The organism is Streptomyces ambofaciens ATCC 23877 (genome assembly GCF_001267885.1).
GTDB lineage: Bacteria > Actinomycetota > Actinomycetes > Streptomycetales > Streptomycetaceae > Streptomyces > Streptomyces ambofaciens.
Genome location: NZ_CP012382.1, coordinates 5,124,303 through 5,138,628 on the forward strand (window position 1 = coordinate 5,124,303; position 14,326 = coordinate 5,138,628).

Sequence of the window (14,326 nt, forward strand, 5' to 3'; positions counted from 1 at the left end):
TCGTACGTCGGTTCCTACGGAGCGGGTGCTGATTCTCACGTCCGTACAAGGGGGGATCGGCGGCCGTTTGTCACATCTCCCGGTGTTAGCTTTCTGAGCTGACCTGAGCGACGAACCTGTGTGACACGTGAGCGAGACGTGCACACGGACGACCGAAGCGGAGCGGATCGGACCCATGGGGCGAGCGGAAGAGAGAAGAGCGCGACAGCGCGGTGGCCGCCGCGCGGCGCCGAAACGCCGCCGTTCGTCGGGCGCGGGCGGGAAGAGCGGCATACGCCGGCTGTTCACCTGGAAGAAGATCCTCGGGACCTTCTTCGGCCTGTGCCTGCTCGGCATGGGCGCCTTCATCGTGCTGTACATGGTGATCGACATCCCCGAGGGGAACGCCGACGCCGAGTTGCAGAGCAACGTCTACAAGTACAGCGACGGCACCATCATGGCCCGTGACGGCGAGCGCAACCGCGAGATCGTCGACCTGGCCAGGATCCCCAAGGACGTCCAGCGCACCTTCGTCGCCGCCGAGAACAAGACCTTCTACAAGGACGCCGGAGTCGACCTCAAGGGCACCGCGCGCGGCGTCCTGAACACGCTCTCCGGCAAGGGCGCGCAGGGCGGTTCGACGATCACCCAGCAGTACGTCAAGAACTACTACCTGTCCCAGGAACAGACGGTCTCGCGCAAGCTGAAGGAACTGGTCATCTCCCTGAAGCTGGACCGGGAGAAGTCCAAGGACTACATCCTCGCCGGCTACATCAACACCAGTTACTACGGCCGCGGCGCCTACGGCATCCAGGCCGCCGCCCAGGCCTACTACCGCGTCGACGCCGAGGACCTGTCGGTCGAGCAGGGCGCGTACCTCGCCGCGCTGCTCCAGGCGCCCAACCAGTACGACTGGGCGATCGCCAGCGACACCGGCAAGAAGCTCGTCCAGCAGCGCTGGAACTACGTCCTGGACAACATGGTCGAGCAGAAGTGGCTGGACGGTGCCGCGCGCCGGGGCATGACCTTCCCGGAGCCCGAGGCGCCGAAGCCGGCCCCCGGGATGGAGGGCCAGACCGGGTACCTGGTGGAGGCGGCCAACTACGCGCTCAAGGAGCGGCTCGTCGCGCAGGGCGCGGCCGAGGACATGGAACAGGCCAAGGCCCTGGTCGACCTCGGCGGCTACACCATCACGCTCAACATCGACCGGAAGAAGCAGGCGGCGCTCGAGAAGTCCGTCAAGGCCGAGCTCACCAGCAAGCTCGACCCCGAGAAGCGCGACGTGGACGCCGACGTCCAGGCCGGCGCCGTCTCCGTCGACCCGAAGACGGGCGGGGTCCTGGCCATGTACGGCGGCGTGGACTACGTGAAGCACTTCACCAACAACGCCACCCGCGACGACTACCAGCCCGCCTCCACCTTCAAGCCGCTGATCCTCGCCGCGGCCGTGGACCAGGACGCCGAGACCCAGGACGGCGTGCCGATCACGGCGAACACGCTGTACGACGGCACGAGCAGGCGTCCCGTGATGGACGGCGACCAGAAGGTCGGCTTCGCGCCCCCGAACGAGGACGACGTCGACTACGGCGACATCACCGTCCAGGAGGCGATGAACAAGTCCGTCAACTCCGTCTTCGCGCAGATGGGCATCGACGTCGGCATGCCCCAGGTCGTGAAGGTGGCGGGCGACCTCGGCATGGAGACCGAGGGCATGGAGGCCGTGCCGGCCCAGACCCTGGGCAGCATGGGCGCCAGCCCGCTGGAGATGGCGGGGGTCTACGCCACCCTCGACAACCACGGCAAGAAGGTCACCCCGGCCGTCGTGAAGTCCGTCGAGCACAAGGACCGCACGGTCGAGTTCCCCGAAGCGATCGGCGAGCAGGTCATCAGTCGCGAGGCCGCCGACACCGTGACCTCGGTGCTCACCGGCGTGGTCGACGACGGCACCGCCAAGCGGTCCGTGCGGGACAACCCGCTGCGCGACGGCCAGCAGGTGGCCGGCAAGACGGGTACGTCCGACAACAACAAGTCGGCCTGGTTCACCGGCTTCACCCCCGGCCTGGTCACCTCGGTCGGCCTGTTCGGCGAGGACCCGAAGACCCACAAGCAGGTCCCGATGTACAAGGCGGGCGGCGTCGACCACCGCGTCAACGGCGGTGGCTTCCCCGCGGAGATCTGGGCCGCGTACACCTTCGGCGTCATGGACGAGGTCACCGAGTTCGACCTGGAGACCAAGCAGGGCGCCGCGGTGAAGCCGAGCACCTCTCCGACGGTCACCCAGTCGCCGACCCGGTCGCCGACGCCGGAGGAGACCACCGAGGAGTCGCCCAGCGACGAGCCGACGACCCAGGAGCCCACGTCGCAGGAGCCGACGACGGAGGAACCGTCCCAGTCGCCGTCCCAGTCACCCTCCGGCACCCCGTCCACCGAGCCGCCGACCGGCGGGACGTCCACGGAGCCGGAGGACCCGCTCTTCCCGGACGGGGACCGGCAGGAACGGTAGCCGACGGCACGCACACGAAAGGGCGCCCGCACGGGCGCCCTTTCCGCGTTCCGGGACCTCAGCCCCGGTTCAGCTCGAACCACACCACCTTGCCGGTGCTCAGCCGCGTCGCGCCCCAGCGCCGGGCCAGCCGGTTCACCAGGTACAGCCCGCGCCCGCCCTCGTCGGTGGCCCGCGCCTGCCGCAGCCGCGGCAGCTGCGGCACGTCGTCGCCGACCTCGCAGCGCAGCACGTCCGTGCGCAGCAGCCGCAGGGTGACCGGCCGGGAGGCGTACCGCACGGCGTTGGTGACGACCTCGCTGACCAGCAGCTCCACGGAGTCCGTGAGGTCCTCCATGCCCCAGCGGGCCAGCGCGCGCCGGGCCAGGCGCCGGGCCCGGCCGGGGGCCGAGTCCTCGGGCTCCAGGAACCAGTACGCCACGTCGCTGGGCGCGATGCCGTCGAAGCGGGCGGCGAGCAGGGCGATGTCGTCGTCCCGGTCGCCCGGCCCGAGCATGTCCAGCACCTCGTCGCACAGGGCTTCCAGGGGCGGCGGGTGGTCGGGCCCGGTGAGCTGCGCGGTCGCCGCGAGGCGCTCCCGGAGCTGCTCTATGCCGGTCCAGACGTCCCTGAGGCGGGACTCGACCAGCCCGTCGGTGTAGAGGAGCAGGGTCGCGCCCGCGGGGGCGTCCAGCTCCACCGCCTCGAAGTCCACGCCGCCCACGCCGATCGGGGCGCCCGCCGGCACCCGCAGCACCTCGGCCCGGCCGCCCAGGTGCAGCAGCACGGGCGGCGGGTGCCCGGCGTTGGCGATGGTGATGCGGTGCGACACCGGGTCGTACACGGCGTACAGGCAGGTCGCCATGCGGTCGGTGCCCAGGCGCTGGGCCTGCTCGTCGAGGTGGTGCAGCACCTCCTGCGGCGGCAGGTCGAGCCCGGCCAGGGTCTGCGCCGTGGTCCGCAGCTGGCCCATGATGGCCGCCGAGGTCATGGAGTGGCCCATGACGTCGCCGACGACCAGCGCGACGCGGCTGCCGGGCAGCGGGATGGCGTCGTACCAGTCGCCGCCGACCCGCGCCGTCTCCGCGGCCGGCAGGTAGCGGGAGGCCAGCCGCACGCCGGTGCAGCGCGGCAGGTTCTCCGGAAGCATCGTGCGCTGCAGCTCGTCGGCGATGTACGCCTCACGCCCGTACAGCACCGCCTTGTCGATGCCGAGCGCGCTGTGCGTGGCCAGCTGGGCGGCGACCAGCAGGTCGTCGGCCTCGAAGGCGACGCGCTCCGGGCCGCGCAGGAACAGGGCGGCCCCGATCACCCGGCGCCGGCCGCGCAGCGGCGCGAGGATGGCCCGCCGCCCGTCGGGCACGGCGAACTCCTCGCCCTCACCCAGAAGTTCCGGCAGGGCGGCGAGGGCGGCGGGGCCGTCCGTGAAGACCGGGCGCACCCCGCGCAGCACCTCGGCGAGCGCGCTGCCCGGCCGCACCTCGCACAGCTCGGAGCCGACCGACTCCAGCTCGGAGGGCTCCGGCTGGGCGGCGGGCGTGAACCCGCTCTCGGTGTCCCGCTCGGCCGGTATGCGGTCGGTGCGCCGCAACCGCAGCACCAGGGGGCCGGTGGGCCGCTCGTCGCCGACCGGGAGCGGCTCGCGCAGGTACACGAGGATCGCGTCCGCGAACGTAGGCACGGTGGCCCGGCACAGCCCCATCACGATCTCGTCCAGGTCCATGCCCCGGGCGATCCGCCGGGTCGCGGCCCCCACGAAGCGCAGCCGGTCCCCGTCCCGCCGCATGGGCGTGGGCTGCCCGGGCGCGGTGGGCTGCCCGGTACGGCGCTCGGGCTCCGGCAGCGGGCCACGGCGCTCCGGACCCGCCGGGGCCAGGGGCCCGGACGGCGTGCCGCCCGGCTGGAGGGGGACGCCCTCGGCGGCGGGCCGCGGACGGGAGGCCTCGGGCCCGACGGACGGCTCGGCGCCCGGCTGGGAGTGCTCGAAGGCGCCCGTGCCGGAGGCGGGCGGCGGCTCGCCGGTGCGCCCCTGTGCCGGTAACGCGGCCCCGGGGGCGCGCGGCGGCACGGGGGTACGCAGGAGCGCCCCGCGGGGATCCGCGGGGTCGGCGCCCCTCTGGGGGCGGTCGAAGGAGGTCGGGTGCTCCGTCACGCGTGTCGAATCCATCCGTCCGGGACTGCGCGCGGCGCGTGCAGTTCGTCCCGCAGAAATCCCGATACCCGGAATACGTGCCCCGGGAACGGGGTTGCCGCGTGGTCAGGGGCTGTTCCTGTGTCACCGGGGGGCCGTCGGCGGCCTGTACCCGTCTTGCCCTCGTACGCCTCGCTCACGTCCAGCCGCCCCTCGGTGACGATCGGTCAAGCACAGCGCACACTGCGCCGGTTGCCGCTGCCGCGCTCCCTTGCGGAGGACGATCCTACGTTTCCCGCCCGGGGGCGCAGCAAGGGTCTCACGAGGACACCCGGGCGGGCGTGCGGTCCCAGTCCCCGGGCAGTGACGGTACCGCCCAGGACGGATCGGGGCGCCAGTGTTCCCAGCCGTCCGCGTAGGGGGAGCCCCAGGCACGGATCCCCGCCACCGCGGCGCGTCCCGCCCTGCGCACCCGCTCGGCGAGCCCGGCGTCCACCAGCCGGTCCCGCTGGGCCTGCGCGAACTCGTCCTCGTCCCGCCAGTACCAGGTGCGGTCCGGGTGGACGGAGATGTCCAGGAAGTGGTCCTCGGAGTCGACGCCGCCCTCCCAACGGGTCAGCGGCTCCTCCAGGTTCACGTACCAGTTCTTGAACCGCCAGCCCGGGTCCCAGAACAGCCACACCGACCAGGGCTCGCCGGGGCGGGCCAGCTTCAGCACGCCCGTGCCGAACCACCGGTCGCGCTGCACCGTGCGCGGCTTGGTGTAGCGCGAGGCCAGCGGTTCCAGGTGCACGGGCGTACCGTCGGCGAGCACCGGCTTCACGCACTCGGTGCCGGGCGCCAGCCACACGGCGAGCAGCTCGGCGTCGTCCCGGACGACGGTGACGGGGCGGGCGATGTGCAGGCGCGGGCCGCCGTTCTCCCGGTAACGCCACAGGATCTGACTCCCCGGCGCCCAGAACTCCACCGGGGCCGCCGGCCCCTTCGCCTCCGCCGCCGCGCTCACCGCTTCACCGTCTGCCATGGACAGATATTAGGTGCCCCGACCACACGACGAGGGGTGATCGCGAAGGGCGTCCGCGCGCACGGGGAGCGGCCGGTCACGGCCGGGTCATCCGCAGCACGTCCAGGGCCTCGTCCACCTGCTCGTTCGTCAGGTCGCCGCGCTCGACGTACCCGCCCTCCAGCACGACCTGACGGATCGTCTTCCGCTCCGCGAGCGCCTTCTTGGCGACCTTGGCGGCCTCCTCGTACCCGATGTACTTGTTGAGCGGCGTGACCACCGACGGCGAGGACTCGGCGTACTCGCGCGCCCGTTCGCGGTGGGCGACGATGCCGTCCACGGTCCGGTCGGCGAGCAGCCGTGAGACGTTCGCGAGCAGCCGCACCGACTCCAGCACGTTCTTCGCGATGACCGGCAGCATGACGTTGAGTTCGAAGTTCCCGGCCGCTCCGGCGGCGGCCACGGTCGCGTCGTTGCCGGTGACCTGGGCGGCGACCATGAGGACCGCCTCGGGGATCACCGGGTTGACCTTGCCGGGCATGATGGACGAGCCCGGCTGGAGGTCGGGCAGGGAGATCTCCGCGAGCCCGGTCCGCGGCCCGGACGCCATCCACCGCAGGTCGTTGGCGATCTTCGTCAGGCCGACGGCGATGGTCCGCAGCTGCCCGCTGGTCTCCACGATGCCGTCCCGGGCGCCCTGCGCCTCGAAGTGGTCGCGCGCCTCGGTCAGCGGCAGCCCGGTCGCACGGGCCACCTCCTCGATGACGGCGGCGGAGAAGCCGGGCGGGGTGTTGATGCCGGTGCCGACGGCGGTGCCGCCCAGCGGCAGCTCGGCGAGCCGGGGGAGCGAGGCCTCGAGCCGCTCGACGCCGTACCGCACCTGGGCCGCGTAGCCGCCGAACTCCTGGCCCAGGGTGACGGGTGTGGCGTCCATCAGGTGCGTACGCCCGGACTTCACGACGTCGCCGAACTCCTGCGCCTTGCGCTCCAGGGCGCCGGCGAGGTGGTCGAGGGCCGGGATCAGGTCACGGGTGACCGCCGCGGTGGCCGCGATGTGGATCGACGAGGGGAAGACGTCGTTGGACGACTGGGAGGCGTTGACGTGGTCGTTGGGGTGCACGTCGCGGCCGAGGCGCTCGGTGGCCAGGGTGGCGAGGACCTCGTTGGTGTTCATGTTGGACGAGGTGCCGGACCCCGTCTGGAACACGTCCACGGGGAAGTGCTCGTCCCACCTGCCCTCGGCGACCTCGGCCGCCGCCTGTCGGATCGCCTCGGCGACGTCCTCGTCCAGGACGCCCAGCTCGGCGTTGACCTTGGCCGCGGCGCCCTTGATCCGCGCGAGCGCCTCGATGTGGGCGCGTTCGATGCGCTGCCCGGACACCGGGAAGTTCTCCACCGCCCGCTGCGTCTGGGCGCGCCACTTGGCGTGGGCGGGGACCCGCACCTCGCCCATGGAGTCGTGCTCGGTGCGGTACTCGGTCCTGTCCTGCTCGTCGGCCATCGACGATCACCTCCACGTGTCACAGCGTCCGCGCCGGGACCACTGTTCCCCGTGGAGGCGAATCGTCACCGACCTCGTCAGGCGAGTCCGGGGCCGCGTACCGGAATGGACGTGAACGTGGGCGCCGGCGCGGGGTCCTGGAAGAAGTCGTTGCCCTTGTCGTCCACCACGATGAACGCCGGGAAGTCCTCGACCTCGATCTTCCAGACCGCCTCCATGCCGAGCTCCTCGTACTCGACGACCTCGACCTTCTTGATGCAGTCCTGGGCGAGCCGGGCCGCCGGGCCGCCGATGGAGCCGAGGTAGAAGCCGCCGTGCGCGTCGCAGGCGTCGGTGACCTGCTTGCTCCGGTTGCCCTTCGCCAGCATCACCCGGGAGCCGCCCGCCGCCTGGAACTGCTCCACGTAGGAGTCCATCCGACCGGCGGTGGTCGGACCGAACGACCCGGAGGCGTACCCCTCGGGCGTCTTGGCCGGGCCGGCGTAGTACACCGGGTGGTCCTTCAGGTACTGCGGCATCTCCTCGCCCGCGTCCAGCCGCTCCTTGATCTTGGCGTGCGCGATGTCGCGGGCCACGACCAGCGGGCCGGTGAGGGAGAGCCGGGTCTTCACCGGGTACTTGGTCAGCTCGGCGAGGATGTCGTCCATCGGCTGGTTGAGGTCGATCTTCACGACGTCGCCGTCGGCGTCGAGCTGCTCGTCCGTGGTCTCCGGCAGGAAGCGCGCCGGGTCGGTCTCCAGCTGCTCCAGGAAGACGCCCTCGGCGGTGATCTTCGCGACGGCCTGGCGGTCGGCGGAGCAGGACACGGCGATCGCGACCGGGCAGGAGGCCCCGTGCCGCGGGAGGCGCACCACGCGCACGTCGTGGCAGAAGTACTTGCCGCCGAACTGCGCCCCGATGCCGATCTTCTGCGTCAGCTCGAAGACCTTCTCCTCCAGGTCCTTGTCCCGGAAGCCGTGCCCGAGCGCCGAGCCCTCGGCCGGGATCTCGTCCAGGTAGTGCGCGGAGGCGTACTTCGCGGTCTTCAGCGCGTACTCGGCCGACGTGCCGCCGACGACGATCGCCAGGTGGTACGGCGGGCAGGCGGCCGTGCCCAGCGAGCGGATCTTCTCCTCCAGGAACTTCATCATGGAGGACTCGTTCAGGACGGCCTTCGTCTCCTGGTAGAGGAAGCTCTTGTTGGCCGAGCCGCCGCCCTTGGCCATGAACAGGAACTTGTAGGCGCCGCCGTCGGTCGCGTACAGCTCGATCTGGGCGGGGAGGTTGGAGCCGGTGTTCTTCTCCTCCCACATGGTGAGCGGGGCCATCTGCGAGTAGCGCAGGTTCAGGTTCTGGTAGGCGTCGTAGATGCCCCGGCTCAGGGCCTGCTCGTCGCCGCCCGCCGTCAGCACGTTCTGGCCGCGCTTGCCCATGACGATCGCCGTACCGGTGTCCTGGCACATCGGCAGCACACCGGCCGCCGCGATGTTCGCGTTCTTGAGCAGGTCCAGCGCCACGAACTTGTCGTTCCCCGACGCCTCGGGGTCGTCGATGATGCGGCGCAGCTGCGCCAGGTGGGCCGGGCGCAGGTAGTGCTGGATGTCGTGGATCGCCTCTTCGGCCAGCTTGCGCAGCGCCTCGGGCTCCACCTTGAGGAAGGTCCGCCCGTCGGCCTCGAAGGTGGAGACGCCCTCGGAGGTCACCAGCCGGTACGGAGTGGTGTCCTCTCCCTGGGGGAGCAGATCGGTGTACGCGAACTCAGGCATCTCGCCCATTCCTCACTCGGCAGACACGCGGCTGGATTCCACAGCACGACGGCTGGCCTCCATCGGCAGCGTCCACCAGCGTAAAACCTGCCGTCGGCGGCGAGCTTGTGAGGTAAGGCTCAGTAGGCCCGCGAGCTCCCCGCCTGCTCCCCGCGCGCGAGCCCGAGCGGAGCGCGCGGGCCGTCGGGAACGCGCCGCGACAAGGTTGTCCACAGGTCTGGTCGCGATCTATCGCGTTTCGGTACGCTGCTGCCGTGGACCTTCAGAAGCACGACCGACCGCAGGCGGCGGCACCGCGCGACACGTCACCCCGCGACACGTCACCCCGAGACACCGCACCGCGCGTCTCCGAGCTGCGTGCCTCGGACGCCGACCGTGACCGCATCGCCGACATGCTGCGCGAGGCCCTCGCCGAGGGGCGGCTCGACGCCCATGAGCACGCCGAGCGCGTCGAGGGGGTGCTGGCCGCCAAGACGGTCGGCGAGCTGGACGTCTTCGTGCGGGACCTGCCCGCCGCGCACGCCGGGCGGCACACCGCCCCCGCCCCGGCCGCACCCCGCCGCCCGGCCGCCGGCTCCCTCCCGGCCGAACCCGACGAGAACGTGGTGGCGGTCTTCAGCAGCGCCGTCCGCAAGGGCCGCTGGCGGGCGAGCCGCCGTATCCACGCGTACGCGGTCTTCGGCAGTGTCGAGATCGACCTCAGCGAGGCCGTCTTCGAGCACCAGCAGGTCGTGATCAAGGCGTTCTCCGTCTTCGGCAGCGTCGAGGTGCGCGTCCCGGAGAACGTCTCGCTGCGCGGCGCGGGCGGCGGCGTGCTCGGCAGCTTCGAGGTGGACACCCTCGACGCGGACGACGCCGACGCTCCCGTCGTCCACGTGGACGGCTGGGCGGTGCTGGGCTCGATCGAGGCTCGACCGAGGCGTGGCAAGCTCGTCGCGGACCTCCTGGACCGGGTGCACCGCAAGGTCGACAAGGGTGTGCGCAAGCACGGGTAGCGCCGCGCCGCCCGCGGTGGGAAACCCAGTGCATAGGCGCGCGCACAGCGGGTAAGCCTGACGCATCGTCTCTCGCTCGCGAAGCCGTCGTCAGGAGTAGACCGTGCTGCAACCGCCGCATTCGTCCCTGCAGGTAGCTGCTGTTCCGGCCCAGCGGGTGCCCGTGCGGGACAGGGACCAAGACGCTCCCTGGCACACCGAGGCGGTGTGCCGGCGCGACGAGGCCGGACTGTTCTTCGCACCGTCCAAGGAACCCACCGCCGCCCGGCTCTCCCGTGAGGAGGCGGCCAAGCGCGTCTGCGCGCGCTGCCCGGTCATGGTCGAGTGCCGTGAGCACGCCCTCCTGCAGCCCGAGCCGTACGGCGTCTGGGGCGGTCTGACCGCCGCCGAACGCCGGGTGGTCCTGGCCAGGCGCCGTCGCCGCGACCTCGAACTGAAGAAGACGGCCCGCACCGCGGCGGACCGCATAGCCGCGGCGGGCTAGCGACCCACGTACGCGAGAAGGCACCCTCTCCGCACAGAGGGTGCCTTCTCACGTACGCCGGAACCGACCGGCCGGTCCAAGGGGCACGGGGAACTGCGCGCCCAGCCACGACGCACCCGCACCCGCCCTCCGACAGATACCCCCCGCCTCAGCAGGCGCCCCGCCCGACCCGCACGTCACGACGCCGAGCGCCGCTCCCGCCCTGGGGGTGCGGGGAACTGCGCGCCCAGCCACGACGCACCCGCACCCGCCAACACGGCACGCACCCCCACCTCAGCAGGCGCCCCGCCGGACCGACGGAGTCACTTCGCCCGGTCGAAGTCCACCGCGCTGTAGGCCCGCAGCTTGCTCAGCCGGTGCTCGGAGTCGATCCGGCGCACCGTGCCCGACTTGGACCGCATCACGATGGAGTCGGTCGTGGCCGTCTCGGACCGGTAGCGCACCCCGCGCAGCAGCTCGCCGTCGGTGATGCCGGTCGCGACGAAGAAGACGTTGTCCCCGGAGACCAGGTCGTCGGTGGTCAGCACCCGGTCCAGGTCGTGGCCGGCGTCGACCGCGCGCTGCCGCTCCTCGTCGTCCTTGGGCCACAGCTTGCCCTGGATGGTGCCGCCCAGGCACTTCACCGCACAGGCCGAGATGATGCCCTCCGGGGTGCCGCCGACCCCGAGCAGCAGATCGATGCCGGTGCCCTCGCGCAGCGCCAGGATGGAGCCGGCCACGTCGCCGTCGGAGATCAGCTTGATGCGGGCGCCGGTCTCCCGGACCTCCTTGATGAGCCCCTGGTGCCGGGGCCGGTCGAGGAGGACGACGGTGACGTCCTCGGGCGTGCGCCGCTTGGCCTTGGCGATCCGGCGGATGTTCACGGACACGGGGGCGTTGATGTCGACGAAGTCGGCGGCCTCCGGCCCGGTGACCAGCTTGTCCATGTAGAAGACGGCCGACGGGTCGAACATGGAATCCCGCTCGGCGGCGGCCAGCACCGCGATGGCGTTGGTCATGCCGTTGGCGGTCAGCGTGGTGCCGTCGATCGGGTCGACGGCGATGTCGACCTCGGCCCCGGTGCCGTCCCCGACCCGCTCTCCGTTGAAGAGCATCGGGGCCTCGTCCTTCTCGCCCTCACCGATGACGACGACGCCGTTCATCGAGACGGTGGAGACGAGGGTGCGCATGGCGCGCACCGCGGCACCGTCGGCGCCGTTCTTGTCACCGCGCCCGACCCAGCGGCCGGCGGCCATCGCCGCGGCCTCGGTGACCCGGACGAGCTCCAGGGCGAGGTTGCGGTCGGGGGCCTCTGAGGGGACGTCCAGTTCGGACGGCAGATGATGCTCGGTCATCGGAGCGCACCTTTCTGATACGACGACGGCCGGATGAGGGTATGGCCATGACTCTATCGTCAGTCCGACAAAATGAGCAGGGGACCCCACGTATGAGCAGTCCAGGCACCTGCGACGATAGGGGGCGTGGCAGGAATGAGTGGCAAGCAGAAGACGGCCCGGGACATGATCCTCTCCCTCGGGCTCATCGTGCTCGCGGCGGGCGTCATCTGGATCTTCATCCCGCACGAGGACGGCGAACCTCCGGTCAAGCGGGTCGACTACCGGGTCGAGCTGCTGACCGCGCAGCGCGCCGCGTCGTACCCGGTGGCCGCGCCGCAGGGCCTCTCCGAGGACTGGAAGGCGACCTCCGTGCGCTTCAAGGGTGACGACTTCGACGCCTGGCACCTGGGCTTCAGGGCCCCCGACGGCGAGTACGTGGCGATCGAGCAGTCCACGAAGAAGGCGGCCACCTTCATCGAGGACGCCAGTCAGGGCGCGCGGGCGACCGAGCGGACCGAGGAGATCGGCGGCCGGACCTGGACCCGGTACACGGGCGGCCGGTACGACGCGCTGGTGCTGCGGGGGGCGGACGACATGAAGGGCGCGACCACCGTCGTGGCCGGTACGGGGTCGTTCGACCAGCTCTCCAAGATGGCGGCGGCGCTGAAGCTGGCCTGAGCCGCCCCCCCCGTTCCAGAACGCACGACGAAGCCCCCCGGTGGTGCACCCGGGGGGCTTCGTGTGTCGCGGGGCCGGTCTCAGACCGTGGTGACGACCTGGTCGTACGCCAGGCGCGGCGAGCGCGGGAACCAGGCGTCCGGGCCCGGGCGGCCGATGTTCACGACCATCAGCGGGGTGTGGTCGTCGTCCAGGAACTCCTTGCGGACGCCCTCGAAGTCCAGGCCGGTCATCGGCCCGGCGGCCAGACCCGCGGCGCGCACGCCGACGATGAAGTACGCGGCCTGCAGGGCGGCGTTCAGCAGGGCGGCACCCTCACGCGCCGGGCGCTCGCTGAAGAAGGCGTCCTTGGCCTGCGGGAAGTGCGGGAAGAGCTGCGGCAGCTCCTCGTGGAACTCGTTGTCGGCCGAGAGGATCGCCACCAGCGGGGCGGCGGCCGTCTTGGGCCGGTTGCCCTCGGCCATGTGCTGGACGAGACGCTCGCGGGCCTCGGGGGAGCGGACCAGGGTGATGCGCAGCGGCGACTGGTTGAAGGCGGTCGGGCCGTACTTGACCAGGTCGTAGATCGCCTGGACCTGCTCGTCGGTCACCGGCTCGTCGGTGAAGGTGTTCGCGGTGCGGGCCTCGCGGAACAGCAGGTCCTGGGCGGCGGGGTCAAGAACGAGAGACATGGCTGATCTTCCTCGGGGTGTGCGTCGGCGCTCCCGCGCGGAGCGGTGGGGAGCCGTTGACGGGGACGACGCTACGGGAAAGAAGTTCAAGCTTCAACCAAAAGCGGCGTGTGGTGATCCGCTTCACACCGCCGCCGGGGTGAAGCGGGCGGGCGGTCCGCGCGGGGCGGACACCTTCCGGGCCCTGCTGCGCGACCACTACACGGCCACGCTCACCAACAGCGCCGACCGGCCGCTGCCCCCGGGCCCGCGTTCGGCCGCGGCCGGAAAGGTCCAGCGCCTGGAGGTCCTGCGGGACACCACCCCCGCGGCCCTGCTGCGCGAGATCGCCCGCTGGACCCCCGTGCGGCCCGCCGACGTCCGGCGTCCGCTGTCCGGTCCCGGGCACTGGCGCGTGTCGGACGGCCCGGTGCGTACCGGGCTGGGCGTGCTCACCGGCACGCACCGTCCCGCGGCGGACGTCCGCTACGTCTCCGCCGCCTACCGTCCGATCGCCACCGCCGACTGGACCACGTACCGCCTGAGCCTCACCGCCGCGCGCCTGGGAGCGAGCGCCGGCGTCGGCGTCACCGTGCGGGCCGACAGCGAGCACCCCGCGACCCTCTGGGTGGGCCGCAACATGGCCCATCTCACCGCGCGCGGGCCGGGGGGCAGCCGTACGGGCCCGGCCCGCCGGCTCGAACCGTCCGCCACCCACCGCGTGGAGGTGACCGTGACGCCGGAGGCGGTCCGTGTCGTCGTCGACGGCCGGCAGCGACTGACCCTGCCCGCGACCTGGCGCGATCCGGCCCGGGGCGCGGGCGGCTTCGCCCTCAGCACCGGCCTGCCCGAGAGCGCCGGGCCGGAGGTGCCCTGGCCCCGCTTCACCGCCCTGGAGGTGAGGTGACGCAGATCACGTGGGCGGACGGATGAGTTCTCCCGTCCCCGCGGGTCTCACAGGGCATCGGACCGCCTCGCACACTCGCACCCTGGGGAGCACATCGACATGACCGCCGCCGTGAAGGGCCCCGCCTCCTACTTCCCGTCGATCGAGAAGAAGTACGGACGCCCGATCGCGGAGTGGAAGGAACTGATCCGCTCCTCTCCGCTCGGCAAGCACGGGGAACTCGTCACCTGGCTCAAGACCGAGCACGGCCTCGGCCACGGGCACGCCAACGCGCTCGTGGCGCACACCCTGGCCGAGGACACGGCGAAGTAGGGACCGGCCGAGCAAGGACCCGGCGAGGCGGCGGCACCGGCACGTGGCCAGGCAGGGACACCGGTGAGCGGACACCGGTGAGCGGCCAGGCAGGGACACCGGCACGTGGCCAGGCAGGGACACCGGTGAGGGGCACGGCGCAA

General features: G+C 71.9%; 12 protein-coding genes. 6 read left to right on the top strand and 6 right to left on the bottom strand.

Annotated elements, in window-relative coordinates; translation table 11 throughout:
• Nucleotides 1-175: 175 nt before the first annotated feature.
• Nucleotides 176-2,482, top strand: coding sequence for a transglycosylase domain-containing protein (locus SAM23877_RS22970; RefSeq protein WP_053136464.1), 2,307 nt, complete (start codon nt 176-178; stop codon nt 2,480-2,482).
• A 58-nt stretch (nt 2,483-2,540) separates the two neighbouring features.
• Here SAM23877_RS22970 and SAM23877_RS22975 read toward each other — a convergent pair whose 3' ends face one another.
• From SAM23877_RS22975 to SAM23877_RS22990, 4 genes are all read right to left on the bottom strand, one after another.
• Entirely contained in the window at nt 2,541-4,628 is a 2,088-nt protein-coding gene (locus SAM23877_RS22975) for a SpoIIE family protein phosphatase (RefSeq protein ID WP_053136467.1), read from the bottom strand.
• Between the two features lie 283 nt (nt 4,629-4,911).
• Entirely contained in the window at nt 4,912-5,616 is a 705-nt protein-coding gene (gene fomD / locus SAM23877_RS22980; protein ID WP_053136470.1) for a cytidylyl-2-hydroxypropylphosphonate hydrolase, read from the bottom strand.
• Nucleotides 5,617-5,692: 76 nt separating this feature from the next.
• On the bottom strand, nt 5,693-7,096 hold the full coding sequence (locus tag SAM23877_RS22985) for a class II fumarate hydratase (RefSeq protein WP_053136476.1): 1,404 nt from the start codon (nt 7,094-7,096) through the stop codon (nt 5,693-5,695).
• A 77-nt stretch (nt 7,097-7,173) separates the two neighbouring features.
• On the bottom strand, nt 7,174-8,841 hold the full coding sequence (locus SAM23877_RS22990) for a fumarate hydratase (protein ID WP_053142775.1): 1,668 nt from the start codon (nt 8,839-8,841) through the stop codon (nt 7,174-7,176).
• Nucleotides 8,842-9,095: 254 nt separating this feature from the next.
• On the opposite strand from SAM23877_RS22990, the gene SAM23877_RS22995 reads away from it, so the two are divergent.
• Both SAM23877_RS22995 and SAM23877_RS23000 read left to right on the top strand, forming a co-directional pair.
• Nucleotides 9,096-9,836: a DUF1707 SHOCT-like domain-containing protein gene (locus SAM23877_RS22995; protein ID WP_079030375.1), complete on the top strand. Its 741-nt coding sequence runs from the start codon at nt 9,096-9,098 to the stop codon at nt 9,834-9,836.
• A 103-nt stretch (nt 9,837-9,939) separates the two neighbouring features.
• Nucleotides 9,940-10,320, top strand: coding sequence for a WhiB family transcriptional regulator (locus SAM23877_RS23000; RefSeq protein ID WP_053136479.1), 381 nt, complete (start codon nt 9,940-9,942; stop codon nt 10,318-10,320).
• Nucleotides 10,321-10,622: 302 nt separating this feature from the next.
• Here the strand turns inward: SAM23877_RS23000 and glpX are convergent, their stop codons facing one another.
• Entirely contained in the window at nt 10,623-11,654 is a 1,032-nt protein-coding gene (gene glpX / locus SAM23877_RS23005; RefSeq protein WP_053136482.1) for a class II fructose-bisphosphatase, read from the bottom strand.
• Nucleotides 11,655-11,780: 126 nt separating this feature from the next.
• On the opposite strand from glpX, the gene SAM23877_RS23010 reads away from it, so the two are divergent.
• Nucleotides 11,781-12,314, top strand: a complete 534-nt coding sequence (locus tag SAM23877_RS23010) for a DUF4245 domain-containing protein (protein WP_053136485.1) — start codon at nt 11,781-11,783, stop codon at nt 12,312-12,314.
• An 80-nt stretch (nt 12,315-12,394) separates the two neighbouring features.
• Here SAM23877_RS23010 and SAM23877_RS23015 read toward each other — a convergent pair whose 3' ends face one another.
• Nucleotides 12,395-12,985, bottom strand: a complete 591-nt coding sequence (locus tag SAM23877_RS23015; RefSeq protein ID WP_053136488.1) for a malonic semialdehyde reductase — start codon at nt 12,983-12,985, stop codon at nt 12,395-12,397.
• Nucleotides 12,986-13,124: 139 nt separating this feature from the next.
• Between SAM23877_RS23015 and SAM23877_RS23020 the strand changes: the two genes are divergently transcribed.
• On the top strand, nt 13,125-13,871 hold the full coding sequence (locus tag SAM23877_RS23020) for a hypothetical protein (RefSeq protein ID WP_053136491.1): 747 nt from the start codon (nt 13,125-13,127) through the stop codon (nt 13,869-13,871).
• 99 nt (nt 13,872-13,970) lie between these two features.
• Nucleotides 13,971-14,183: a DUF4287 domain-containing protein gene (locus SAM23877_RS23025; RefSeq protein WP_053136494.1), complete on the top strand. Its 213-nt coding sequence runs from the start codon at nt 13,971-13,973 to the stop codon at nt 14,181-14,183.
• Nucleotides 14,184-14,326: the final 143 nt, after the last annotated feature.

Bases quoted from the DNA above. Each gene is read 5' to 3' on its own strand.
- SAM23877_RS22970 (WP_053136464.1), top strand. From the start codon at position 176: ATGGGGCGAGCGGAAGAGAGAAGAGCGCGACAGCGCGGTGGCCGCCGC.
- SAM23877_RS22975 (WP_053136467.1), bottom strand. From the start codon at position 4,628: ATGGATTCGACACGCGTGACGGAGCACCCGACCTCCTTCGACCGCCCC.
- fomD (WP_053136470.1), bottom strand. From the start codon at position 5,616: ATGGCAGACGGTGAAGCGGTGAGCGCGGCGGCGGAGGCGAAGGGGCCG.
- SAM23877_RS22985 (WP_053136476.1), bottom strand. From the start codon at position 7,096: ATGGCCGACGAGCAGGACAGGACCGAGTACCGCACCGAGCACGACTCC.
- SAM23877_RS22990 (WP_053142775.1), bottom strand. From the start codon at position 8,841: ATGCCTGAGTTCGCGTACACCGATCTGCTCCCCCAGGGAGAGGACACC.
- glpX (WP_053136482.1), bottom strand. From the start codon at position 11,654: ATGACCGAGCATCATCTGCCGTCCGAACTGGACGTCCCCTCAGAGGCC.
- SAM23877_RS23015 (WP_053136488.1), bottom strand. From the start codon at position 12,985: ATGTCTCTCGTTCTTGACCCCGCCGCCCAGGACCTGCTGTTCCGCGAG.
- SAM23877_RS23025 (WP_053136494.1), top strand. From the start codon at position 13,971: ATGACCGCCGCCGTGAAGGGCCCCGCCTCCTACTTCCCGTCGATCGAG.